The sequence below is a fragment of the Pseudomonas sp. C1C7 genome, assembly GCF_013359595.1.
Classification (GTDB): Bacteria; Pseudomonadota; Gammaproteobacteria; order Pseudomonadales; family Pseudomonadaceae; genus Aquipseudomonas.
The window spans coordinates 18,999-41,276 of the sequence record NZ_JABFMP010000050.1 but is presented as its reverse complement, the minus strand read 5'-3'; the positions used below and the strand labels follow the sequence as shown (position 1 = coordinate 41,276).

General features: G+C 63.3%; 26 protein-coding genes. 10 read left to right on the top strand and 16 right to left on the bottom strand.

Features of this window, described 5'->3' with window-relative positions:
- Positions 1 to 240 precede the first annotated feature (240 nt).
- Genes HNO86_RS27535 through HNO86_RS27525 form a run of 3 tightly spaced genes read right to left on the bottom strand, consistent with a single transcriptional unit; the run spans position 241 to position 3,165 of the window.
- A complete protein-coding gene (locus HNO86_RS27535; RefSeq protein ID WP_372242568.1) occupies positions 241 to 1,395 on the bottom strand; it encodes a 3,4-dihydroxy-2-butanone-4-phosphate synthase in 1,155 nt (384 codons plus the stop codon).
- Between the two features lie 17 nt (positions 1,396 to 1,412).
- Entirely contained in the window at positions 1,413 to 2,339 is a 927-nt protein-coding gene (locus HNO86_RS27530; protein ID WP_175380080.1) for an alpha/beta hydrolase, read from the bottom strand.
- On the bottom strand, positions 2,326 to 3,165 hold the full coding sequence (locus tag HNO86_RS27525; RefSeq protein ID WP_175380079.1) for an SDR family NAD(P)-dependent oxidoreductase: 840 nt from the start codon (positions 3,163 to 3,165) through the stop codon (positions 2,326 to 2,328). Before HNO86_RS27525 ends, HNO86_RS27530 begins: the two co-directional genes overlap by 14 nt.
- Before the next feature lie 146 nt (positions 3,166 to 3,311).
- On the opposite strand from HNO86_RS27525, the gene HNO86_RS27520 reads away from it, so the two are divergent.
- From HNO86_RS27520 to HNO86_RS27505, 4 genes are all read left to right on the top strand, one after another.
- Entirely contained in the window at positions 3,312 to 4,355 is a 1,044-nt protein-coding gene (locus HNO86_RS27520; RefSeq protein WP_175380078.1) for a Rieske 2Fe-2S domain-containing protein, read from the top strand.
- Between the two features lie 133 nt (positions 4,356 to 4,488).
- Positions 4,489 to 5,619, top strand: coding sequence for a helix-turn-helix transcriptional regulator (locus tag HNO86_RS27515; protein ID WP_175380077.1), 1,131 nt, complete (start codon positions 4,489 to 4,491; stop codon positions 5,617 to 5,619).
- A 101-nt stretch (positions 5,620 to 5,720) separates the two neighbouring features.
- Positions 5,721 to 6,272 carry an ADP compounds hydrolase NudE gene (nudE, locus tag HNO86_RS27510; protein WP_175380076.1) on the top strand — a complete coding sequence of 184 codons (552 nt, stop codon included), beginning with the start codon at positions 5,721 to 5,723 and terminating at the stop codon, positions 6,270 to 6,272.
- Between the two features lie 226 nt (positions 6,273 to 6,498).
- Positions 6,499 to 6,666, top strand: coding sequence for a hypothetical protein (locus HNO86_RS27505; RefSeq protein ID WP_175380075.1), 168 nt, complete (start codon positions 6,499 to 6,501; stop codon positions 6,664 to 6,666).
- A 61-nt stretch (positions 6,667 to 6,727) separates the two neighbouring features.
- Here HNO86_RS27505 and dmpG read toward each other — a convergent pair whose 3' ends face one another.
- Genes dmpG through HNO86_RS27485 form a run of 4 tightly spaced genes read right to left on the bottom strand, consistent with a single transcriptional unit; the run spans position 6,728 to position 10,322 of the window.
- Complete coding sequence (gene dmpG, locus HNO86_RS27500) at positions 6,728 to 7,762, bottom strand: 4-hydroxy-2-oxovalerate aldolase (RefSeq protein WP_175380074.1); 1,035 nt, start codon at positions 7,760 to 7,762, stop codon at positions 6,728 to 6,730.
- A 13-nt stretch (positions 7,763 to 7,775) separates the two neighbouring features.
- On the bottom strand, positions 7,776 to 8,684 hold the full coding sequence (locus tag HNO86_RS27495) for an acetaldehyde dehydrogenase (acetylating) (RefSeq protein ID WP_175380073.1): 909 nt from the start codon (positions 8,682 to 8,684) through the stop codon (positions 7,776 to 7,778).
- A 19-nt stretch (positions 8,685 to 8,703) separates the two neighbouring features.
- Positions 8,704 to 9,495 (bottom strand): fumarylacetoacetate hydrolase family protein, encoded by a 792-nt coding sequence (locus HNO86_RS27490; protein WP_175380072.1) that lies wholly within the window; start codon positions 9,493 to 9,495, stop codon positions 8,704 to 8,706.
- Positions 9,492 to 10,322 carry an alpha/beta fold hydrolase gene (locus tag HNO86_RS27485; protein WP_175380071.1) on the bottom strand — a complete coding sequence of 277 codons (831 nt, stop codon included), beginning with the start codon at positions 10,320 to 10,322 and terminating at the stop codon, positions 9,492 to 9,494. Before HNO86_RS27485 ends, HNO86_RS27490 begins: the two co-directional genes overlap by 4 nt.
- Before the next feature lie 163 nt (positions 10,323 to 10,485).
- Between HNO86_RS27485 and HNO86_RS27480 the strand changes: the two genes are divergently transcribed.
- Both HNO86_RS27480 and HNO86_RS27475 read left to right on the top strand, forming a co-directional pair.
- Complete coding sequence (locus HNO86_RS27480; protein WP_175380070.1) at positions 10,486 to 11,259, top strand: SDR family oxidoreductase; 774 nt, start codon at positions 10,486 to 10,488, stop codon at positions 11,257 to 11,259.
- Between the two features lie 150 nt (positions 11,260 to 11,409).
- Positions 11,410 to 11,895, top strand: coding sequence for an SRPBCC family protein (locus HNO86_RS27475; protein ID WP_175380069.1), 486 nt, complete (start codon positions 11,410 to 11,412; stop codon positions 11,893 to 11,895).
- A gap of 72 nt (positions 11,896 to 11,967) precedes the next feature.
- Here the strand turns inward: HNO86_RS27475 and HNO86_RS27470 are convergent, their stop codons facing one another.
- The 6 genes from HNO86_RS27470 to HNO86_RS27445 are packed head-to-tail and all read right to left on the bottom strand — an operon-like array spanning position 11,968 to position 17,200.
- Entirely contained in the window at positions 11,968 to 12,354 is a 387-nt protein-coding gene (locus HNO86_RS27470; RefSeq protein WP_175380068.1) for a steroid Delta-isomerase, read from the bottom strand.
- On the bottom strand, positions 12,354 to 13,556 hold the full coding sequence (locus tag HNO86_RS27465) for an acetyl-CoA C-acyltransferase (RefSeq protein WP_175380067.1): 1,203 nt from the start codon (positions 13,554 to 13,556) through the stop codon (positions 12,354 to 12,356). Before HNO86_RS27465 ends, HNO86_RS27470 begins: the two co-directional genes overlap by 1 nt.
- 24 nt (positions 13,557 to 13,580) lie before the next feature.
- Complete coding sequence (locus HNO86_RS27460) at positions 13,581 to 14,039, bottom strand: MaoC family dehydratase (protein ID WP_175380066.1); 459 nt, start codon at positions 14,037 to 14,039, stop codon at positions 13,581 to 13,583.
- Between the two features lie 2 nt (positions 14,040 to 14,041).
- Positions 14,042 to 14,824 (bottom strand): SDR family oxidoreductase, encoded by a 783-nt coding sequence (locus HNO86_RS27455; RefSeq protein ID WP_175380065.1) that lies wholly within the window; start codon positions 14,822 to 14,824, stop codon positions 14,042 to 14,044.
- Positions 14,825 to 14,837: 13 nt separating this feature from the next.
- On the bottom strand, positions 14,838 to 16,031 hold the full coding sequence (locus HNO86_RS27450) for an acyl-CoA dehydrogenase family protein (protein ID WP_175380064.1): 1,194 nt from the start codon (positions 16,029 to 16,031) through the stop codon (positions 14,838 to 14,840).
- Complete coding sequence (locus tag HNO86_RS27445; RefSeq protein ID WP_175380063.1) at positions 16,028 to 17,200, bottom strand: acyl-CoA dehydrogenase family protein; 1,173 nt, start codon at positions 17,198 to 17,200, stop codon at positions 16,028 to 16,030. The genes HNO86_RS27450 and HNO86_RS27445 overlap by 4 nt, the downstream gene beginning before the upstream one ends.
- 228 nt (positions 17,201 to 17,428) lie before the next feature.
- On the opposite strand from HNO86_RS27445, the gene HNO86_RS27440 reads away from it, so the two are divergent.
- Positions 17,429 to 18,076 (top strand): DUF480 domain-containing protein, encoded by a 648-nt coding sequence (locus HNO86_RS27440; protein WP_175380062.1) that lies wholly within the window; start codon positions 17,429 to 17,431, stop codon positions 18,074 to 18,076.
- Positions 18,077 to 18,240: 164 nt separating this feature from the next.
- On the opposite strand, the gene HNO86_RS27435 is transcribed toward HNO86_RS27440, so the two are convergent.
- Together HNO86_RS27435 and HNO86_RS27430 are read right to left on the bottom strand one after the other, a co-directional pair.
- A complete protein-coding gene (locus HNO86_RS27435) occupies positions 18,241 to 18,759 on the bottom strand; it encodes a cupin domain-containing protein (protein WP_175380061.1) in 519 nt (172 codons plus the stop codon).
- A 50-nt stretch (positions 18,760 to 18,809) separates the two neighbouring features.
- Complete coding sequence (locus HNO86_RS27430) at positions 18,810 to 19,631, bottom strand: shikimate 5-dehydrogenase (protein WP_175380060.1); 822 nt, start codon at positions 19,629 to 19,631, stop codon at positions 18,810 to 18,812.
- Between the two features lie 245 nt (positions 19,632 to 19,876).
- Between HNO86_RS27430 and HNO86_RS27425 the strand changes: the two genes are divergently transcribed.
- The 3 genes from HNO86_RS27425 to HNO86_RS27415 all read left to right on the top strand — a co-directional run bounded on the left by HNO86_RS27425 (position 19,877) and on the right by HNO86_RS27415 (position 21,063).
- Positions 19,877 to 20,242: a hypothetical protein gene (locus HNO86_RS27425; protein ID WP_175380059.1), complete on the top strand. Its 366-nt coding sequence runs from the start codon at positions 19,877 to 19,879 to the stop codon at positions 20,240 to 20,242.
- A 320-nt stretch (positions 20,243 to 20,562) separates the two neighbouring features.
- The gene (locus tag HNO86_RS27420) at positions 20,563 to 20,757 is read left to right on the top strand and encodes a hypothetical protein (RefSeq protein ID WP_175380058.1); all 195 of its coding nucleotides are present in this window, start codon (positions 20,563 to 20,565) and stop codon (positions 20,755 to 20,757) included.
- A gap of 114 nt (positions 20,758 to 20,871) precedes the next feature.
- On the top strand, positions 20,872 to 21,063 hold the full coding sequence (locus HNO86_RS27415; RefSeq protein ID WP_175380057.1) for a hypothetical protein: 192 nt from the start codon (positions 20,872 to 20,874) through the stop codon (positions 21,061 to 21,063).
- Here HNO86_RS27415 and HNO86_RS27410 read toward each other — a convergent pair.
- Complete coding sequence (locus HNO86_RS27410; RefSeq protein WP_175380056.1) at positions 21,060 to 22,121, bottom strand: AI-2E family transporter; 1,062 nt, start codon at positions 22,119 to 22,121, stop codon at positions 21,060 to 21,062. The two genes, HNO86_RS27415 and HNO86_RS27410, sit on opposite strands and share 4 nt — an antisense overlap.
- Between the last annotated feature and the right edge of the window lie 157 nt (positions 22,122 to 22,278).

The window sequence follows — 22,278 nt, the reverse complement described above, 5'->3', positions numbered from 1 at the left end:
CCCGCCACCCCCACCGCCACCCAGCAAAAGGCCGATGCCTATCAGCTGTGGCAGGGGCATGCGGTGATCACCGTGATCGACGGCAACATGACCGCGCCGCAGGTGGTGCAGGATCGGGCGGAGGGGATGTTGAAGGGCATCAAGCCTTAAAGTCGTGGATCAACACACATCACTGTGGGAGCTGTCGAGTGCAACGAGGCTGCGATCTTGTAAAGGCAAGATCGCAGCCTGCGGCAGCTCCTACACAGAATCTGTGGACCAACCCAAATCACTGTGGGTTTTGCGGGTGCCTTGGATCGGAGGCTGGAAAGGCACAAACTCGGTGACTTGCAGATCGAATCCCGACACGGCCTTGTAGGGCACCGGGGAGCTCATCAGGCGCATTTTGCGGACCTTCTGGTCGCGCAGTATCTGGGCGCCGATGCCCAGGGTGCGCTGCGGGAACTGTGGAGTGCGGGGTTTGGCCCCGGTGCTGAGGCGCAACTGTTCGAGCACGCTGTCGGCGGTTTCCTTTTGTGCCAGCAGCACCAGCACGCCACAGCCCGCCGCCGCGATGCACGCCAGCGAGCGCTCCAGGGTCCACTGCTGCGCCCCGCCCTCACTCTCGCAACCCAGGGCATCACGCAAGGTCTCGATACTCTGCACCCGCACCAGCACCGGCTCGGCGCTGTCGATCCGGCCCTTGACCAGAGCCAGATGCATCGCGCCCTGATACGTGTCCTGATAGGTCGTCACCCGAAACTCGCCATGGCGGGTATGCAAAGGATACTCACCGCCACGCTCGATCGTGCCCTCATGAAGAATCCGGTAGTGAATCAGATCGGCAACGCTGCCAATCCTCAACCCATGCCGCCAGGCAAAGGCATGCAGCTCGGCGCCACGGGCCAGTTCGCCCTCTTCATTGAGAATCCCCACCAGCGTCGCCGCCGGCTGTAGTCCCGCCAGCCGCGTCAGATCACACGCCGCCTCGACATGCCCGGCCCGCTGCATCACCCCGCCCGGCAAGGCCTGCACCGGAAAGATGTGCCCCGGCTGCACCAGGTCCGCCGGCCCGCTGGCCGGGTCGACCGCCACCTGAATCGAGCGCGCCCGGTCCGCCGCCGAAATGCCGGTGGACACCCCGGTCGCCGCCTCGATGGAGCGGGTAAACCCCACCCCATGCCGGGCCCGGGAATTGGGCACCATCAGGTCCAGCCCCAGCGCCCGGCAACGTTGCTCGGTCAGGGCCAGGCAGATCAATCCTCGCGCCTGCACCGCCATGAACGTGACCGCATCGGCCCCGGCCTGCTCGGCGGCCATCAGCAACGAGCCCTCGCCGTTTTTCTCGTCGTCGGTGATCACCACCATCTGCCCGTCGGCAATGGCCTCGATCAACCGCGGCACACTGTCGAACACAAACTCCGCCGCGCCGTTCAATTGAGTGCCCCGCGGACATCAGCCGCCGCTTCGGACAACACCCGCGCCGCGCCCTCGACAAAAGGCGCCATGCTGATGAATCCGTGGATCATGCCTTCACAGCGTTGCACCCGCACCGCGACACCCGCCTGCTGCAAACGCGCGGCAAACGCCTCGCCCTCATCGCGCAACGGATCGAACTCGGCGGTAATCAAGGTGGTCGGCGGCAACCCCGCCAACGACTCGGCCCGCAACGGCGAGGCCAGCGGATCATCGCCCTGCCCGGTGTCCTGCAGATACTGCTGCCAGAACCAGTACATCATCGCGCTGCTCAGCAGATAACCCTCGGCGAAATCCTCATAGGAACGGCTGTCGCAACGGGCATCGGTCACCGGATAGAACAGGCACTGATAGCTGATCTTCGGCCCCTGGCGCTGCGCCGCCAGTTGGCTGACCGCCAGCGCCAGATTGCCCCCGGCGCTGTCCCCGGCCAACGCCAGGCGGCTGGCATCGACGCCCAGCGCGGCGGCATGCTCGACCAGCCAGCAGGTGGCCGCGTAGCAATCGAGCGGCGCCGCCGGGAAGTGATACTCCGGCGCCAGGCGATACGCCACCGACACCACCACCGCTTCCGTCTGGCGAGCCAGCGAGCGGCACAGATTGTCGTGGGTATCGAGATTGCCCATGACAAATCCGCCGCCATGGAAAAACACCAGCAGCGGCAGGTTGCCCTCCTCAGACGGCCGATACAGCCGCGCATCCAGCTCACCGTCCGCGCCGGCCACCCGCAGTTCACGCACCTCGCTCATCGGATCGCCGGGAATGGCCGGCAGCAGGTTGTCGGAAAACTGCCGGTACTGCACGGCGTCCACCTGGCTGAAATCAGGTTCCGGCAAGTCGCGAAACTGCTGCAGCACCGTCGCGATCTGTTTATCCAGCGGCATGGGCATCGTCCTCTACATCGGTCATTTGAAACAGTGGATTGGTCTCTTGCAGGATGCTCTGCACCCGCCGCTCCAGGGCCGGTTTGAAGCCCTTGTGCGGCAGGATCCAGAAGCGCTTTTCATCGATGGCGGCGAACACCTGGGCCGCAAGCTCGGCCGGGGTCATGCCCTGGCGAATGGTGTTGTCGAGCAGCTGGCTGAAGGACGATCCGGCTGAATCGGCAACTTGATTGGAAGCCATGATTTCACTGGCCACCGGCCCCGGGCACAGCACCGAGACGGTCACCGGCGCACCGAGCATGGCCAGTTCGTAATGCAGGGTTTCGCTGAGGGCGACCACCGCCTGCTTGGTTACGTTGTAGGGCGCCATCAGCGGACTGCTGACCAGGCCGGCCAGCGATGCTGTATTGATCACGTGGGCTCCACGGCCCTGGCTCAGCAACAGCGGCACAAACGTGCGGATACCGTTGAGCACCCCGCCCAGATTGACGTCGAGCATCCGCTGCCACTGCGCATCGGTGATCTCCCAGCTGAAGCCGGTCTGCATCACCCCGGCGTTGTTGAACAGCAGATCCACCCCACCGAACTGCTCGACGGCGCAGTCACGCAAGCGCTCGACCTGCTGCACATCGCCGACATCGGTGACGCAGGCCACCGCCTGTACACCGCCCGCTTTCAGTTCATCGCACAGGCTCTGCAGCCCCGCCGCATCCCGATCCGCCAGCACCAGGCGCATGCCCCGCGCGGCCGCGTGCCCGGCCAGGCCGCGACCGATGCCGCTGGCGGCCCCGGTAATCACCGCCACCGGCCCTTGTTCATTATTCATCGCCAACTCCTGCCATGGGTCCAATGGCGCCAGTAGAGCCGGCCGGGGTTTGGCGGCCATCGTCCATTCAGACGATGCCGGCTTTTACAGGGGCGGCAGAATCCGTTACATGCGCCAACCCCGTGATCCCTTGGGAGAATAATAAGATGAGTAACCTGCACCGCATCGAAGCCAAACTGCTGGAAGACCGCTATGCCCGCGGCTGGCATTGCCTGGGCCTGGCCGCGCAATACCGCGACGGCAAGGCCCATCGCCTGGAGGTGTTCGGCACCAAGCTGGTGGCCTTCCAGGGTGAAGACGGCGAGCTGCATGTTCTCGATGGCTATTGCCCGCACATGGGCGCCGACCTGAGCACCGGTTGCGTGGAAGGCAACTCGATCCGCTGCCCGTTCCACGCCTGGCGCTGGGGTGCGGACGGCGTGTGCGACGACATTCCCTACGCCAAGCGCATTCCGCCACGGGCCAAAATCAAAAGCTGGCCGATCATGGAAGAAAACCGGCTGCTGTTCGTCTGGAACGACCCGGAAGGCAACCCGCCGCTGCCCGAGCAACGCATCCCGCGCATCGACGCCTGTTTCAGTGACGAGTGGGCCGCCTGGGAAGTCGCCGAATTGCAGATCGGCACCAACTGCCGCGAGCTGATCGACAACATCGCCGACATGGCGCACTTCGGCACGGTGCACGGCGCGCCGGTGGACGAGTTCATCAACGTCTTCGAAGGCCACCTGGCCACGCAGATCATGAGAGCCCGCAGCGAGCGCCTGTCCGGTGACAGCGTACTGAGCACCGAGGCCACCTATTTTGGCCCGGCCTATCAGATCACCGAGATGACCGGCGCGATGAACGGCCAGCCGATTCATTCGATCCTGCTCAACTGCCATGTGCCGATCGATCTGGACAGTTTCACCCTGCGCTACGGCGTGCTGGTGAAGAAGATTGCGGGGCTGAGCGAAGAACAGAATCAGGCGATGGCCAAGGCCTACGTGCAACAGGCCCAGGCCGCTTTCTACGAAGACGTGGCGATCTGGCACAGCAAGACCCGCGTCGACAACCCATTGCTGTGCGACGGCGACGGCCCGGTCTATCAGTTGCGCCGCTGGTACGAGCAGTTCTACACCGATGTCGCCGCGCTGTCGGCGGACGTGGCCGAGCACAAGAAGTTCGTCGTGCGCGCCTGCGAAAAGGCCTGATCCGCAGCCCGTCGCGCTCCCGCGGCCTGACCGGCAGCCGCCCGTCAGGCCCCGGGTCCGAGCGTTGCAAGGAGTCGATAACGGCGCTTATTCTCGGCCACCGCCAACGCTAATAATAAAAATGGTTTTACCTATGCAACAAAGTCTCTGCCTCGATACGTTCAGTGATTTGATCGGCAACCTCTATCAGGGCCCGCTGGAAACCATTCCATGGGCCACCTTTCTCAATCAGCTCAACGTGCACCTGAACAGCAAGTACGTGACCTTCATCCTGCGCCCGCCCAGCGCCCATGTGGACGGGCTGATGGTCAACACCACCGGCACCTCGACCGAGGCGACCGCGTCGTACAACACGCACTTTTTCAGCCTCGACCCCTTTGTCGGCCTGCCCAACCGGCAGGTGGTGACGTCGGCCGAATTCCTCTCCACCGACGAGTGGCTGCAGTCGGAGTTCTACAAGAACTTCCTCGAGCCGGTGGGGGTGTTCCACATTCTCGGCGCCGACATCAACACCAACGATGGCGCGCAGTGCCGGATCCGCATCAGTCGCGGTCGCGAGGACAAGCCGTTCGGCGATGAAGAAAAGGCGGTGCTGGCGCAGTTCATTCCGCATCTTGAGCGTTCGATCAAGATTCACATGCAGCTCAACCGCATCGAGGCCGAGCGCAACCTGTACGCCGGCGCGGTGAATCAGATGGCGGTGGGCACGATCATTCTCGATGAGTCGGGCAAGGTATTGCAGACCAATCAGGTGGCCGACCGGCTGATCCAGGAGAAGGATGGCATCAAGCTGGTCAACGATGGTTTGCAGGTGGGCACGGCGCGCGATACCCAGGAGTTCCGGCGCCTGGTCAAGCAGTCGCTGCTGTCGCAGAAAAGCAGCAACCCCTCGGTGGTCGAAGCACTGCGGGTGCAGCGGCCTTCGGGCAAGGCGGATCTGGGGATCATCGTGCGCTCGGTGCCGCTCACGGATTGGAGCGAAGGCAAGCAGTGCCCCACCGTGGCGATTTTCATCAGCGACCCGGAGCAGCAATCCACCGCGCCTCAGGAGATTGTCCGGGCGCTGTTCGACTTCACCCCGGCGGAGACTCAGTTGGCGATGTTGTTGGCCAACGGCCTGACCCTGGATGAAGCCTCGGAAGAGCTGGGCATCAGCCGCAACACTTCGCGGGCGCATCTGCGTTCGACCTTCTCCAAGACCGGCGTGACTCGCCAGACCATGTTGGTACGGCTGATTTTGCGCAGCGTGGCGACGCTCGGCTGACCGACTTGTTTGTGCAACGATGACCGCCCTCGTCCGCTTGGACGATGGCGGCCCAGGTTGTACGGCGCACAGTGGCCATGTCCCAAACGGGGGTACGACCCATGCGCAACTGTCCAACCATCCTCAAGACCGAACTGCTGGCCGAGAGCGGCCATTTTCAGATCGAAGCCCTGCACCTGCAATTCAGCAACGGCCAGCGACGGGTTTACGAACGCCTGCGCGGCACCGGGTATCGCTCGGTGATGCTGGTGGCGATGCCTGATCCGGAGCATGTGCTGCTGGTGCGCGAATATGCGGTGGGCGTGGAGAAAACCATCCTCGGCCTGCCCAAGGGCGGCGCCGAGCCCGATGAAGATTACCTGCAGGCGGCGCAGCGCGAACTGGGTGAAGAAGTCGGCCTGCGTGCCGCGCAACTGACCGAACTGGGCGAACTGACGCTCGCGCCGGGGCACCTCTGTCATCGTTACCAGGTCGTCCTGGCCGAACACCTGAGCCCCTGCCAACTGCAAGGCGACGAACCCGAAGCCCTGGAATGCCTGCGCATCCCCCTCACCCAAATCCCCGACCTCGTCGCCCGCGGCGAACTCCACGAAGCCCGGGCGATTGCGGCGTTGTTCATGGCGATGGGGGCGTTGGCGCAACGTGGCGCCTGACACACCGCCATCGCGGGCAAGCCCGCTCCCACAGGTTTTGTGACCACCGCCGGCTTTGTGTAGGAGCTGTCGAGTGCAACGAGGCTGCGATCTTTTAAAGGCAAGATCAACAGATCGCAGCCTGCGGCAGCTCCTACAGTGGTCTGGGTAGTCCATTCGGACGAAGCCCCTTGCACCTCGCCGCAATACCCTGCTTCTACAACAATAAAACCGTACCGAGGCCGCCATGCGTAAAGCCACTTGCGCTCTGTTCATCATCGTCTGTGCCGGCAGTTCCGCCAGTCTTTGCCAGTTGTTCAAGAACGAGGCCTATCGCCCGGCCACGGCGTATTTCAGCTGTTCGAGCAATGCGATGAGCTGCTACCCGCCGCTGGTGCGCAGTCTGCTGCCTTGAATAAACCGCAAGACATAAAAAAACCACCGAATCACCGGTGGTTTTTTATTGCCCGCAACGATCAGGTCGGCAACACGCCCCGGGCCCGCGACAGGGTCAGGGCCAGGTCCTCGATCATGTCTTCCTGACCACCCACGGTCCCGCGACGCCCCAGTTCCACCAGCAGCTCACGGGCGGCGATGCCGTATTTCTGTTCGGCGCGCTTGGCGAACAGCAGGAAGGAACTGTAGACCCCGGCATAACCCAGGGTCAGCGCATCGCGGTCCAGGCGGATCGGCTGGTCCATCATCGGCACCACCAGGTCTTCGGCCACGTCCATGATCCTGTACAGATCCACGCCACTGTTGACGCCCATGCGCTCCAGCACCGCGACGAACACCTCCAGCGGCGTGTTGCCCGCCCCCGCGCCCAGCCCCGCCACCGAGCCGTCGATGCGCGCCGCGCCCGCCTCGATCGCAGCCAGGGAGTTGGCGATGGCCATGCCCATGTTGTGGTGACCGTGGAAACCCACTTCAGTCCCGGCACTCAGGCCCGCGCGCAGGGCGCCGATCTTCTGCGTCACTTCATCGGGCAGCATGTAGCCCGCCGAGTCGGTGCAATAGATGCAGTTGGCGCCATAGCTCTCCATCAAACGCGCCTGCTCCAGCAGCTTTTGCGCGCTGACCATGTGCGCCATCATCAGAAAGCCTACGGTATCCAGGCCCATCTTCGCCGACATGCCGATGTGCTGCCCGGAGACATCCGCCTCGGTGCAGTGGGTGGCCACGCGAATGGTCGAGACGCCGTGCTCATGGGCCATCTTCAGATGGTCCAGGGTCCCGATCCCCGGCAACAGCAGCGCCGAAACCCTGGCCTGCTGCATCTTCGGGATCACCGCGGCGAAATATTCCTCGTCGCTGTGGGCCGGGAAACCGTAGTTCAGCGAAGCCCCGCCCAGGCCATCGCCGTGGGTGATTTCGATCAATGGCACGCCGGCCACATCGAGCCCTGTGGCCACGGCGACCATCTGGTCCAGGCTGATCTGGTGCTGTTTGGCGTGCATGCCGTCGCGCAGGCTCATGTCGTGCAGACGGACGCGCTTACCTTGCAAATTCATCGGGATTCTCCACTCAACGGACAGGCAGTTGCAGGGTGCCCTTGTGGGCTTCTTCGGCGAACATCTCGGCGGTGCGCAAACCGGCGGCAGTCATGATGTCCAGGTTGCCGGCGGACCTGGGCAGGAAATCGCCCAGGCCCTCGACCTCGATGAAGATCGACACCTTGCGCCCGTCGAACACCGGCCCGTTGATCAGCTTGTAGCCGGGCACATAGCGCTGCACTTCACGGACCATCTGCAACACCGACGTGCGGATCGCATCCTGGTTCGGCTCCTCGTCGGTCAGGCAATGGATGGTGTCGCGCATCATCAGCGGCGGCTCCGCCGGGTTGATCACGATGATCGCCTTGCCGCGCCGGGCACCGCCGATCTGCTCCACGGCACCTGCGGTGGTGCGGGTGAACTCGTCGATGTTCTGCCGCGTACCGGGGCCGACCGAACCGGATGACACCGTGGCGACGATCTCGCCGTAAGCCACCGGCTGCACCCGCGAGACCGCCGCCACCATCGGGATGGTCGCCTGGCCACCGCAAGTGACCATGTTGACGTTCATCGCCAGGCTCGAGGCGTGCTCCTTGAGATTGACCGGCGGCACGCAGAACGGGCCGATGGCCGCCGGCGTGAGGTCGATCATGATCACTCCCAGCTCGTTGAGTTTGCGGCTGTTTTGCGCGTGCACGTAGGCCGAGGTGGCATCGAAGGCGATGCGAATGTCGTCGTCGAGAACGTGAGGCAACAGGCCGTCCACGCCCTCGGCGGTGGTCTTCACGCCCATCTCCCTGGCCCGCTTGAGGCCCTCGGATTGCGGGTCGACGCCGACCATCCACACCGGCTCGATCCATTGCGACCGACACATTTTCATCAGCAAATCGGTGCCGATATTGCCCGGGCCGATAATGGCCGCTCTGAGTTTCTTGCTCATCCGGTTAAAACCCCACAAGTCAGGCGCAGAAAGACACCCGGGCGCTGCCCAGGCCGTCGATGGTCAATTCGAAGCGGTCGCCGGCTTTGGCTGGCTCCAGCGGTACCAGCGAGCCGGACAGAATGATTTCCCCGGCCTTGAACGGAATGCCGAAGGCGCCCAGGGTGTTGGCCAGCCAGGCCACCGCCGTCAGTGGATTGCCCTGCACCGCCGAGCCCAGGCCTTCGCTCAACGGCGCGCCGTTCTTGAACACGCGCATGCGCAGGTTGGGCAGGTCCAGCTGCCGTGGATCGACCTGGCTGTCGCCGAGCACGAACACACCGCAGGAGGCGTTGTCGGCGACCGTGTCCTGGATGCGGATGCGCCATTCGTGAATCCGCGAGTCGACGATCTCGAAGCACGGCATCACGCACTCGGTGGCCTCCAGCACGTCGGCTTCGGTGATGCCGGGGCCGACCAGATCACGCTTGAGCTTGAAGGCGATTTCGCCTTCGGCGCGGGGCTGGATCAGCTTGTTGGCCGACAGGGAAATCTGCGCGTCATCGGCAAACGACATCTGCCGGGTGATGAAGCCGAAATCCGGCTGGTGCACGTTGAGCATCTGCTGCACGGCCGCCGAGGTGACGCCGATTTTCTTGCCGACGATCTGGTCACCGGCCGCCACCCGCCGCTCAATCGCGTAGAGGGAAATGTGGTAGGCATCTTCGATGCTGATGGCCGGCCAACGCTCGGTCAGCGGCGCCAGTGTCGAGCCGCTGAGCAGCGCCTGATAAAGCTCTTCGCCGAATTCACGGCGCAATTGCACGCTCATCCGCGGGCCTCCTGAAGAAACGCCAGACACTGGCGATTGAATACATCACGGTGCTCGACCTGCACCCAATGCCCGCATTCGCTGAGCATCACGAAACGGATGCGCGAGCAGTGTTCGAGCATGGTCTGCGCCCCCGACGACGGGCAGAACTTGTCGTTCATACCCCAGAAACCGAGGATCGGGCATTGCAGTTCGGCCAGGCGCGCGGTCATGTTCGGCACCTGCATGGTCGACAGCACGCACACCGGTTGCTGCTGCACCACGACCACCCGCTCGTTGACGGTTTCGTCGCTGATCAGGCTGGCATCGAACAGTTGCAGCGCCAGCAGGCGACGCATGCCCGACGCGTCGTTCAGCTCACCCTTGGCAAAGGCGGCGCCCATCTTCTGGATGCCTTCCATTTGCAGGTAGTACTGCTCCTTTTCCATCAGGCCACCGGGGGCCATCAACACCAGGCGGCTGACCCGCTGCGGCTGGTCGAGGGCCAGCTTGATGGCGATCGCGCCGCCCAGGGAGTTGCCCACCAGCACGCAACGCGGGATGTCCAGGGCGTCGAGCAGACCGCTCAGGGCGCTGACGAAGAAATCGAGGGTGTAGAGGGTGTCGGGCTTGTCCGAAGCGCCGTAGCCCGGCAGGTCCGGGACGATGACCCGATAGCCCGCTTCGGCGAACACCGGATAGTTCTGCTTGAAGTTGCTGTGACCGCTGGCGCCCGGCCCGCTGCCATGGATGAAAATCACCGGCTCGCCGCTGCCGCCCGTGTCCAGATAGTGCAGCTGCAAACCTTCCGGCAGCGTAACGAAGTGCCCTTGCGCTGAAGCGCCCATAAGGTGTCCTCCCGGCCTGTTGTTGTCGCCGGATTATTCCGAGGGCCCGGGTGCTCAACATCGTCCGAGAGGACTACGCCGCCCTAGTCTTTTCGGACGTTGGCCGCGCGGTGCGCCAGACCTAGCATCGACAGCATTCCCGAGCCAGACAACGAGGCATCCCATGCTTGATCCGATGGACTTTCGCGGCAAAGTGGTACTGGTCACCGGCGGTGGCAAAGGGGTTGGTCGCGGCATCAGCCAGCGCTTTCTCGAGTGCGGCGCCGAGGTGGTGATCTGTGGTCGCGAAGCGCCGGCCAGCCTGCCGGCCGGTGGTGGACGCGAGGCGTTTTTCGTGGCTTGCGATTTGCGTGATGTGGAGCAGAGTGCAGGACTGATTGCGCAGATTGTCGAGCGTTTTGGTCGCCTGGATGTGCTGGTCAACAATGCCGGCGGCTCGCCGAATGCCGATGCCGCCACGGCCTCGCCGCGGTTCAGCGAGGCGATCATCCGCCTGAATCTGCTTGCGCCGCTCAATCTCTGTCAGCAGGCCAATCAAGTGATGCAGGGTCAGGTGGATGGCGGGGCGATCATCAATATCTGCAGTGTCAGTGCGACCCGCCCTTCTCCCGGTACGGCGGCTTATGGCGCGGCCAAGGCCGGGTTGCTGAACCTGACCACCTCGCTGGCGGTGGAATGGGCGCCGAAGGTGCGGGTCAATGCCGTCACTGCTGGCCTGATCCTCACCGAGCAGGCGGCGATGCACTATGGTGACGAAAACGGTCTGGCCCGAGTCGCGGCGACCATCCCGTTACAGCGCCTGGCAACCCCACAGGACATCGGCGATACCTGCCTCTACCTGGCCTCGCCCCTGGCCCGTTACGTCAGCGGCGCAGACATCGCCGTTCACGGCGGCGGCGAACGCCCGGCCTTCCTCGATGCCGCCGGCCCCTTGTAGGAGCTGTCGAGTGAAACGAGGCTGCGATCTTTTGATTTTCTCAAAGCAAGTTCAAAAGATCGCAGCCTGCGGCAGCTCCTACAGAATTCATGGTCACCACGGATCCGTTGCGATCTTTTGACAAACCCACCCAACACAAGGCCCCCAGACATGTCCGCAACCGCCAGCCACAGCCTGCTCCTCAACCTCCCCCCACAAACCACCTGGGCCAAACTCAGCAACCTGAGCCTGGCCCCACACTACGTCCCCGGCCTTACCGGCAGCCACTTCCACCCCGGCCCCAAAGAGGGCGTGGGCGCCAGCCGCCGGGTATTGCGCAGGGGCGGTCAGTACCTGGATGAAAGCGTGGTGCAATGGCAGGAAGGTACGGGATTCGTGCTGCGGTTGCACAAGGACAGCAACGACTCGCCCTTTCCGTTTCGCCAGGCAAGTTTCAGTTATGCCTTGCAGCCTGCGGGACAGGCGACGCGCATCACCCTGCAAATGCACTACAGCCTGCGCGGTGGCAGGTTGATGGAGAAGCTTTTGGGCAAGGCATTCGACAAGGTGGTGCGGCAGATTGCCGAGAACCTCAAGGCCTACTATGAGACGGGCCGGACCCAGAACACCGATCTCAAGCCTGCCACGGTCCCGTGAAATCATCTTCGCCTGACAAGCCGCCTTCGCGGGCAAGTCGAATCGTCGCACCGCCGCTCCCACAGTTTTTTTCTATGCAGAACGTGGGCCGATGTTGCTTTCGCCCCAATAGGCTTTCATCGAGCGGATCTTGCCGTCGGCGTTGAACTCCATCACATCGATCACATGCAGCGAGCACGGCTGTCCGCCCCACTCCATGTCAACGCGAAACGGCATTGCGCCGCAGCCGTTGGAAGTGACGCGTACGGGGCCGGTGCGGGTGGCCGAGACTTTCATTGCGCCCAATCCCTGGCGATAGAAACCCGCGATCGCTTCGAGGCCTTGCAGGGGCACCTGGCCGACGGGATCTTCGACAGTCGCATCCTGCGCATACAGCGCAACAATCCCCTCGATATCACCGGCATCGACCAATTCCACATAGCGTTCCATGGTCGACTGAATCTGCTGGACACTGATCATCACACCACCTCGAACAGCGCTGCCGCGCCCATGCCGCCGCCGATGCACATGCTCACCACCACATAACGCACGCCACGACGCTGGCCTTCGATCAGCGCATGGCCGACCATCCGCGCCCCGGACATGCCGAACGGATGACCAATGGCAATCGCCCCGCCGTTGACGTTCAGACGATCGCCTGGAATGCCCAGGGTGTCGCGGCAATACAGGACCTGGCAGGCAAAGGCCTCGTTCAGTTCCCACAACCCGATGTGCTCCATGGTCAGGCCGTGGCGCTTGAGCAGTTTGGGAATGGCGTACACCGGGCCGATGCCCATCTCGTCGGAATTGCAGCCGGCGACCGCCATGCCACGGTAGATCCCCAGCGGTTCGAGGCCACGCTTCTCGGCCATTTTCGCGCTCATCAGCACCGAGACCGAGGCGCCATCGGACAGCTGCGAAGCATTGCCGGCGGTGATGAAACGGCCCTTGTCGCTCCACTGGCCACCGGCCCACACCGGCTCCAGCGCATTCAGGCTTTCAAGCGTGGTGTCCGCACGATTGCACTCGTCGCGCTGCAGGGTGACCAGTTCATGACGGGTCTCACCGCTGGCCTTGTCGAAGATCGCCTGGCGGCTGGTCAGCGCCGTCAGCTCGCGGTCGAAGCGTCCGGCGCTCTGGGCCAGGGCGGTGCGCATCTGGCTCTGGTAGCTGTACTCGTCCTGTTCCTCGCGGGAGATGCCGTAGCGCGCGGCGACGATCTCGGCGGTTTCGAGCATCGGGATGTAGGCGTGCGGATCAAGATCGATCACCGAACTCGACTGGTTGCGGTAAAGGTTCTTGTGCTTGTTCTGCACCAGGGAAATCGACTCCAGGCCGCCGGCCACGGCAATGTCGATTTCATCGCACATGATGCCTTTGGCAGCCATGGCGATGCTCATCAGGCCCGACGAACACTGGCGCTCCACCGCCATGCCGGCGACCGATGTCGGCAGGCCGCCGGCAATCGCGCACAGGCGGCCCAGGTTGTAGGACTGGGTCCCCTGCTGGGCAGCGGCGCCGATGATCACATCGTCCACCTCCCCCGGCTCGATCCCGGCCCGGCGCACGGCTTCGCGCACCACGTGGCCGCCCATTTGCGGCGCTTCGGTGTCGTTGAACGCGCCGCGAAAGGCTTTGCCGATGGGCGTGCGGGCGGTCGAAACGATGACGGCTTCTTTCATGCTCAATTCCTCGAAAATGCTGACTCAGGCGGGGTAGTAACGGCTGATGGTGTCGACCACGCAGCCGGGGCGCTCTTCGCCCTCGATCTCGACGCTGACGCGGATGGTCGCCTGCACGCCGCCCTTGACCTCTTCCACCGCCATCAACTGCGCGCTGCCACGCACCCGCGAACCGACGCGCACCACGGACGGAAAACGCACCCGCTCGCAGCCGTAATTGACGCCCATGGCCAGGCCACGGACCTCGACGATCTGCGGCAGGAACAGATTGACCAGCGACAGGCTCAGGTAGCCGTGGGCGATGCAGGTGCCGAACGGCCCGCTGGCAGCTTTCACCGGGTCGACGTGAATCCACTGGTGATCGCCGGTGGCATCGGCGAACAGATTGATCCGGTCCTGATCCAGCAACAGCCAGTCGCTGACGCCCAGCGCTTGGCCTGCCGCTTCGAACAGGGCCATCGGCGTGTCGAAAATACGCGCCATCTTCAAGCCCTCTGGCTGGACACCGACAACACTTCGCCGGTCATGTAGGAGCTGTAGTCACTGGCCAGGAACATCATCACGTTGGCCACTTCCCAGACTTCGGCGGCACGCCCGAACGCTTCGTTGGCCGCCAGTTTGTCGAGCACGGCCTGGGGCGCGGATTTGCGCAGGAAATCGTGCAGGGCGATGCTCGGGCTGACCGCGTTGATGCGGATGCCATGTTCGGCGGCTTCCACCGCCGCGCAGCGAGTCAGGGCCATCACCCCGGCCTTGGCGGCGGCGTAGTGGGATTGCTCCTTCTGCGCACGCCAGCCCAGCACCGAGGCGTTGTTGACGATGACTCCGGCGCGACGCTCGATCATTTTCGGCAGCATGGCGCGGGTCATGCGCATGGTGCCGGTGAGCGTCACGTCGATGACCCGGTGCCATTCCTCGTCGGCCATTTCCACCAGCAAGCGCGAGCCGCCAAGGCCCGCGTTGTTGATCAGCACATCGACCCCTTGCAGCTCACGTTCGGCACAGGCGATCAGCTGTTGCACCTGGGCTTCGTCGGTGACATTGCACACCTGGCCGAACACCGCCTGCAGGCCGGTGGTTTCACGGATTTTCAGCACCGCCTCGGCCAGCCGGCCTTCGTGGATATCGCTGATCATCAGCGCGCGACAGCCCTCTTCGGCGGCGCGCACCGCAGCGGAAAAACCGATCCCCGCCCCCGCCGCCGCGGTGATCAGCACCGACTTGCCGCGCAGCAGGCCGCGCCCTTCGACATATTGAGGTACAGACATGAACTCTCTCCTTTCAGGCGCGCGGGCGCGGCTCCTTGGGCATTCCCAAGGCGCGCTCGGCTATGATGTTGCGCTGGATTTCGTTGCTGCCGCCGTAGAGGGTGTCGGCGCGGCTGAACAGGTACAGCGACTGCAATCGGGTCAGTTGATAAGGGCCGGCTTCGAGCAATTCGGCCTGCGGGCCGAGCACGTCCATCGCCAACTTGCCGAGGCTGGCATGCCAGGTCGACCAGAACAGTTTGTAGATGGTCGCCTCCTTGCGCAGTGAACCGTCCTGGCTGCCCGAGAGCATGCGCAGCGAGTTGTAGCGCATGATCCGCAGCCCGCCCCAGGCTTCGGCCAGGCGCTGGCGCAGGATCGGATCGCGGTCGGCGCCGTTGGCCCTGGCGATGGCGATGATTTCGTTCAGCTCATTCTGAAACTGCATCTGCTGGCCGAGGGTCGACACACCGCGCTCGAAGCCCAGCAGCGCCATGGCGATCTTCCAGCCATCGCCTGGCGCGCCGATGATGTTGGCCGCGTCGGTGCGGGCATCGTCGAAGAACACTTCGTTGAATTCCGAGGTGCCGGTCAGTTGCTCGATGGGTCGCACAGTGATCTGTGCCTGGGCCATCGGCACCAGCAGGAACGACAGGCCGCGATGGCCCACGCTGCCAGGTTCAGTGCGGGCGATGACAAAACACCAGTCCGACTCATGGGCCAGGGAAGTCCAGACTTTCTGGCCGCTGATCAGCCACTGCCCGGTCGACTCGTCCAGCACGGCGCGGGTCTTGACGTTGGCCAGGTCCGAACCCGCTCCCGGTTCGGAGTAACCCTGGCACCAGAACTCGTTGCCGCTGACGATCCCCGGCAGGAAACGCTGTTGCTGCTCGGCGGTGCCGAAGGTCGCGATGGTCGGCCCGGCCAGGCCTTCGCCGATATGCCCCATGCGTCCGGGGCCGCCGGCGCGGGCGTACTCTTCGTGGAAAATCACCTGACGGGTGATCGACAAGCCGCGCCCGCCATGCTCCGGCGCCCAGCCGACACAGGTCCAGCCACCCTCGGCGAGTTTGCGTTCCCAGGCTTTGCGTTCCTCGGGAAACATGTGCTCGTCCCCCGGTCCGCCACGAAAGCGCAGGGCCTCGAACTCGCCGCAAAGGTTGGCGCTCATCCAGTCGGCGACTTCCTGGCGGAAGCGTTCGTCCTGCTCGCTGAAACTGATTTTCATGGCTGCTCCCCGAGAATCACCGTGGCAATCCGCTCGCGATGCCAGGCCGGCAGCCCGAGGAAGCTTTCGCTGGCACGGGCGCGTTTGAAGTAGAGGTGCGGGTCGTATTCCCAGGTGAAACCGACGCCGCCGTGTAGCTGGATCGATTCGGATGCGCAGTGGAAATAGCTTTCCGAGCACTGCGCCTTGGCCAGCGCCGCCGCCAGCGGCAGCTCGCTGGCGACCTGCGGATCACCCTCAGGGTCAAGGACTTCCTGGGCCACGCAGGCCGCGTAATAGCTGGCCGAACGCGCGCATTCGACTTGCAGCATCATGTCCGCGGCACGGTGCTTGAGGGCCTGGAAACTGGCGATGGGACGGCCGAACTGCTGGCGCTCCTGCATGTAGGCCACGCTGAGGTCGAGCACCTGTTGCGCGCCGCCGGTCTGCTCGGCGGCCAGGCCCACGCAGGCCAGTTGCAGCACCTGCTCCAGCACCGGCCAGCCCTGGCCCGCTTCGCCCAGCAGGCAGTCGGCTGAAAGGTACAGGCCATCGAGTTGAATTCGCGCCTGACGCCGGGTCTGGTCCATGGTCGGCAGCATTTGCCGTTCGATGCCGGCCTGATCGGCCTTGACCGCAAACAGGCTGATGCCCTCCTCGCCGCTGGAGCCAGGCAGGCGCGCGGCAACGATCAGCAGGTCGGCGCCGTGGCCGTCGAGTACGTGCTTGAGGGTGCCATCGAGAACAAACCCGTCACCTTCGGCGACCACCGTGGCCTGCACGTCGTCGGCCGCCCAGCCGTTGGCGCTGCTGAAGGCCAGGGTCGCGGTGACGCTGCCGTCGGCGATCTGCGGCAGCCAGTGCTGTTTCTGTTGCTGATTGCCGGCCAGCAACAGGGCCGGCGTGGCCATGCAGGCGGTGGCGAAAAACGGCGAGCACAAGAGGCGTCGGCCCATCTGTTCCAGCAGGATCGCCAATTCGACAAAGCCCAGGCCCAGGCCGCCGTAGGTTTCGGGGATGTGGATCGCCGGCCAGTACATCTCCTGGCACAAACGCTGCCAGAGGGCTTCATCGAAACCCCGTTCACTGACCATGGCCGCGCGTACGGCGGCAGAATCCGAGACATCGGCGAGGAAGCCCTCGGCCGATTCGCGGATCATTTCCTGTTCGTCGCTGAATGCAAACTCCATCGCGGCGCCTTCTGCTCGTTGGACGGGGCGCACGAGAAACGACGCCCCCTTTGAGCAGCGAGTTTGGCGGTGGGGAGATGTGGCAGAATCGTTAGCCTTGCCTAGTCCGAATGGGCGATGCCGCCTGCATTCAAGGCCTGCATGCAGGCAATGCTCGACTAACCTCGTTGAACGAGGTCTTATTAGCCGTGATTTTCCAGATCAACCGTTAGTGAGGTTCAAGACACTGTGAGCACCGAGCAAGAAACCACCTTCGACGAACCGCGCCTCAACAGCACCGAAATCCGCATTCTCGGTTCCCTGATCGAAAAACAGGCCACCAGCCCGGAATCCTATCCGCTGACCCTCAATGCCCTGGTGATCGCCTGCAACCAGAAAACCAGCCGGGAACCGGTGATGAACCTGACCCCGGGCCAGGTCGGCCAGAGCCTGCGCGCCCTCGAAGGCCGCGGCTTCGCCAAACTGGTGATGGGTAGCCGCGCCGACCGTTGGGAGCACAAGGTCGACAAGGCCCTGGAGCTGGTGCCGGCCCAGGTGATCCTGACCGGACTGATGTTTCTGCGCGGCCCGCAGACGGTCAACGAACTGCTGACCCGCAGCGGGCGCATGCATGAATTCGAAGATACCGAACAGGTAGTGCACCAGCTTGAACGCCTGATCGCTCGTGGGTTGGCGGTACTGATTCCGCGCCAGGCGGGCCAGCGCGAGGACCGTTACACCCATGCCATGGGTGATCCGGCGGATGCCGAGGCGATCATGGCGGCGCGGCAGAATCCGGTGGAGCGCAGTGGCGGGGGCGGGGTTTCGGTGGAGCGGATCGAAGAGCTGGAGGCGCGGATTGCGGCGCTGGAGGAGCGGTTGGCGCGGTTGGAATAAAGTGGTTTGCCGGTGCATTGATGCTGGATGTACCGGCCTCTTCGCGGGCAAGCTCGCTCCCACAGGGTTTTGTGTTGATCACATAATATGTGAACACCATCGCCCACTGTGGGAGCGGGCTTGCCCGCGAAGAGGCCGGTACATACAACACAACAACCAGCTGACTACTCACCCTCCCAATAATCGACACCCTCCTCCTGCCGCGCCACGGCGACGAATCCCGAGGCATTGCCCTCGGCATCGACCTTGAAATCATCCATCACCGCATACTTCCCGGAATCCGGGTATTCGCAGATCTCCGGCGATTGCTGGGTACTGATCGCCAGATAGCGCAACTCGGCATCACTGGTATTGATGATCTGATGCGCCTGTTCCGGACCACCCGGCGGGCAGGCAATCACGTCACCGGCGCGGATCGCGAAGCGCTCGGCGCCCAGGCGCACTTCACCCCGCCCGACCACCACATAGAACATCTCTTCATTGACCCGGTGACTGTGGAACGGGCTGCCACGCATTCCCGGCTCCAGCACATAAAGGCGGTAACCCAGCTTCTGCGCGCCCAGTTGCTGACCAATGAGCGCCTGGCGCTGTTGGTAACGACCGGCGGTTTCACCGGTCGGGGCGAACGCTTCGGGCAAGGGTTCCAGTACGACCTGATCCAGATTGAGAATCGGAGGGTGCATAGAGACCTCGATCACTGTGTAAACCGTTTACTGTAGGCGCTGGTGCAAGTTCAGCCTGCCCGCGCAAACGCCACCGCCTTCTGAAACTGCTCATCCGTCGGCCGCACACCGGTGTACAGCACAAACTGCTCCAGCGCCTGGATCGCGATCACCTCGAGCCCGGTAATCACCTTCTTGCCCTCGGCCCGACCGCGCACGATCATCGGCGTTTCCGAGGGAATCGCCACCACATCGAAGATGATATCCGCTGTCTTGATGACGTCTGCCTCGAACGCCAGTTGCCCGGCCTCGGGTCCGCCGTCCATCCCCACGGGCGTCACGTTGACCAGCATCTGCGGCCGACGCTTACCCAGTTCCGCCTGCCATTCGTAGCCCAGCGAATCCGCCAGGGCACGCCCCGCCGCTTCGTTTCGCGCCACGATCAGGCCGTTTTTGTAGCCGCCGTCACGCAAGGCGCTGGCCACGGCCTTGCCCATGCCGCCGCTGCCGCGCAGGGCGAAGGTCACGTCCTTGGGCACCGCGTGGGTCTCCAGCAGCTGGGCGACGGCGATGTAGTCGGTGTTGTAGGCCTTGAGGTGGCCGTCGGTATTGACGATGGTATTGATCGATTGAATCGCCGCGGCCGATGCGTCCATTTCGTCCACCAGCGCGATGCAGGCTTCCTTGAACGGCATCGACACACCGCAACCGCGAATGCCCAAGGCACGGATGCCGCCCACCGCGCCCGGCAAGTCCTGGCTGCTGAAGGCCTTGTAGTAGAAATTCAGGCCCAGTTGTTCATACAGGTAATTGTGAAACCGCAGGCCAAAATTGCCGGGGCGCCCGGAGAGCGACATGCATAGCTGGGTGTTTCGGTCGGGGTTCATCTGCATGTGAATCTCCTTGCAATGCACTTTCAGATGGACGGGATTAGCCAGCCCATCGTGTTCTGTTCGATCATATTCCCGAGCCCGAATGCCGGATTGAACGTCGGTAAACGAGCCGGTACAGACCTTACACAAAATTTACCTTGCAGCTGTGCTGATTTTCAGAAAAACGCTGTCTTAGAAGTATCCCCGCGACGATCCATGGGTCTATTGCAGAGCCAAGCGCCGGGTCGAAGAACCGAGGAATTATCATGATCCGTAAAATCCCCACAGTTGCCTTGCTGATCGGCGCTCTGGCTATCGCAGGGCAGGCAGAAGCACACGGCGGTGGCGGTTGGGAAGGCCCGGCGGTCTTTGGCGCGATCGTTGGCTCGGCCATCGTCGGCTCGGCACTCATCAACGCCAACCGGCCGGTCTACGTCGCACCGCAGCCTGTCTATGCGGCGCCACCACCGGTCTACTACGCACCACCGCCGCCACCGGTCTATTACCAGCCGGCGCCGGTGTACGTGCAGCAACCGATCTACTACCGCCCGGCTCCGGTCTACTACGGACCGCCCCGCGGCTACTACGGCCCGCCTCGCGGTTACTACGGCCGTGGGTATGGTCACTACTGACAGGTAGCAGGCACAAAAGCCCCGCCGGAAATGGCGGGGCTTTTTATTGTGCGAGATCCTTGTGGGAGCGAGCCTGCTCGCGATGAACGCCCGGACATCGCGGGGTATCAGATACCCAACGTTATCGTTGACGACCATCGCGAGCAGGTTCGCTCCCACAGGACTATCACAACCGTTCGTCGGGTTTGGTCTGGATACCTCTCGTCGGTGTCGCTATCGGGACAGTTTCGCCCGTGCAAACGGTCATATTGGTGTCATGTCGGATCCGCAAGCTTGAGCCTGTCCGCCAACAACAGGTTACTTACAACAAGGACGCCCCCATGCCCACACAGAACCCGCACCACATTGTCGGTCTGTGCACCTCGAGCAAGGTGTACAACACCCTCACCGAGCTCAAGCAGCTGGAAGGCCATCGAACGGCCAAGTTCCTCTCGCTGCTGACCCAGAATCTGGTGCGCAAGGGCCTGCTCAACGAGCGTGAAGTGGTGCATATGCTCGATCAGGTGGTCGACTGAGCGACAGACGGTCGCAATGCCTCAACGGCGTCAATGACCACTATCGAAAACGGTGATTGTCGGAAATTTCGCCGGGCTCGTAAGGTATCTCCATAGATTGATGGAGAGCCCGAAATGTCCCAAGTTCAGATCATGTCCGTAGTCGGCAGCGCCGTTCCCGCAACGCTCAGAGCATCGGGCCTGCTGGCCTGCTGGTATCTGGTGCTCGATGGCGAACAGGTCAGCGGCCCGCTCACCTCGCTGCCGGCAGCCCAGGCCATGTCGCAACGCTACACCTCGGAACACGCCGGCAAGCTCAGCGCCTAAGGCAGCTGAACCCGCGGCTTGGTTTCCAGGAAAATGTCCCAGCTCGACATGAACAGCGCCGCGATCAGCGGGCCGATGACAAAGCCGTTCAGACCGAAAATCGCCAGGCCCCCCAGGGTCGAGATCAGGATCATGTAGTCCGGCATCTTCGTGTCCTTGCCCACCAGGATCGGGCGCAGCACGTTATCCACCAGACCGATCACAAACACCCCGAACAGCCCCAGCACCACGCCCTGCCAGACCGCTCCGGTGAACAGAAAGAAGGCTGCCACCGGCGCCCAGACGATCCCCGCGCCGACCGCTGGCAACAACGACAGGAATGCCATCAGCACCGCCCAGAGCAACGCACTGGGAATGTCCAGAAACCAGAAAATTGCCCCGCCCAGCGCGCCCTGGGTGATCGCCACCAGCAGGTTGCCTTTGACGGTGGCCCGCACCACGCGGTTGAACTTGAGTTGCAGACGACGTTTCTGCTGCTCCTCCAGCGGCACGGCAGCGCGCACCCGGCGCGCGAGATCGGCGCCGTCGCGCAGAAAAAAGAACAGCAGATACAGCATGATGAAAAAGCTGACGATGAACTCGAACGTGCCTTGGCCGAAGCTGAAGACCTGTGTCGCCAGCACCTGGCCGCCTGTGACCGCACTTTTGATGATCTTTTCGCGCATCGCCTCCAGCCCGCCGAGCCCCAGGCGATCGAGCATGTGCTGGAAATACGGCGGCAGGCTGTGTTTGAACTGCTGGACATAGCCGGCGATGTCCAGCTCGCCGTTCTCGATGCGCTGGTAAACCGCCGCCCCCTCCTGGACCAGCAGGATGCTGATGATGATCACCGGGAGAATGGCGATCACCAGGCAGATGCTCAGCGTGAGCAACGACGTGAGGTTGCGCTGCCAGCCGAGCTTGAGTTGCAGCCGCCGTTGCATGGGGGCGAACAGGATCCCGAGAATCACCGCCCAGAACACCGCGCCGTAGAACGGCAGCAGAATCCAGATGAAGGCGGCGCTCACCACGCCCAGCACAATTGTCAGGGACTTGTTTTGTACGGTTTCTTCGTTCATGTCCGATCCACGCCAATGCGCCGCAACGCCCGCGTGCGCCTTGATGCTTAGGCCACAACCGCTCGCGCGAGTGCCATCGCTTTGTGCAACAAGCATAGATCCAGATCAATAAATCCTCGGGGCAAGGCGTATACACTGCGCGGCTTTTGCGACCTGG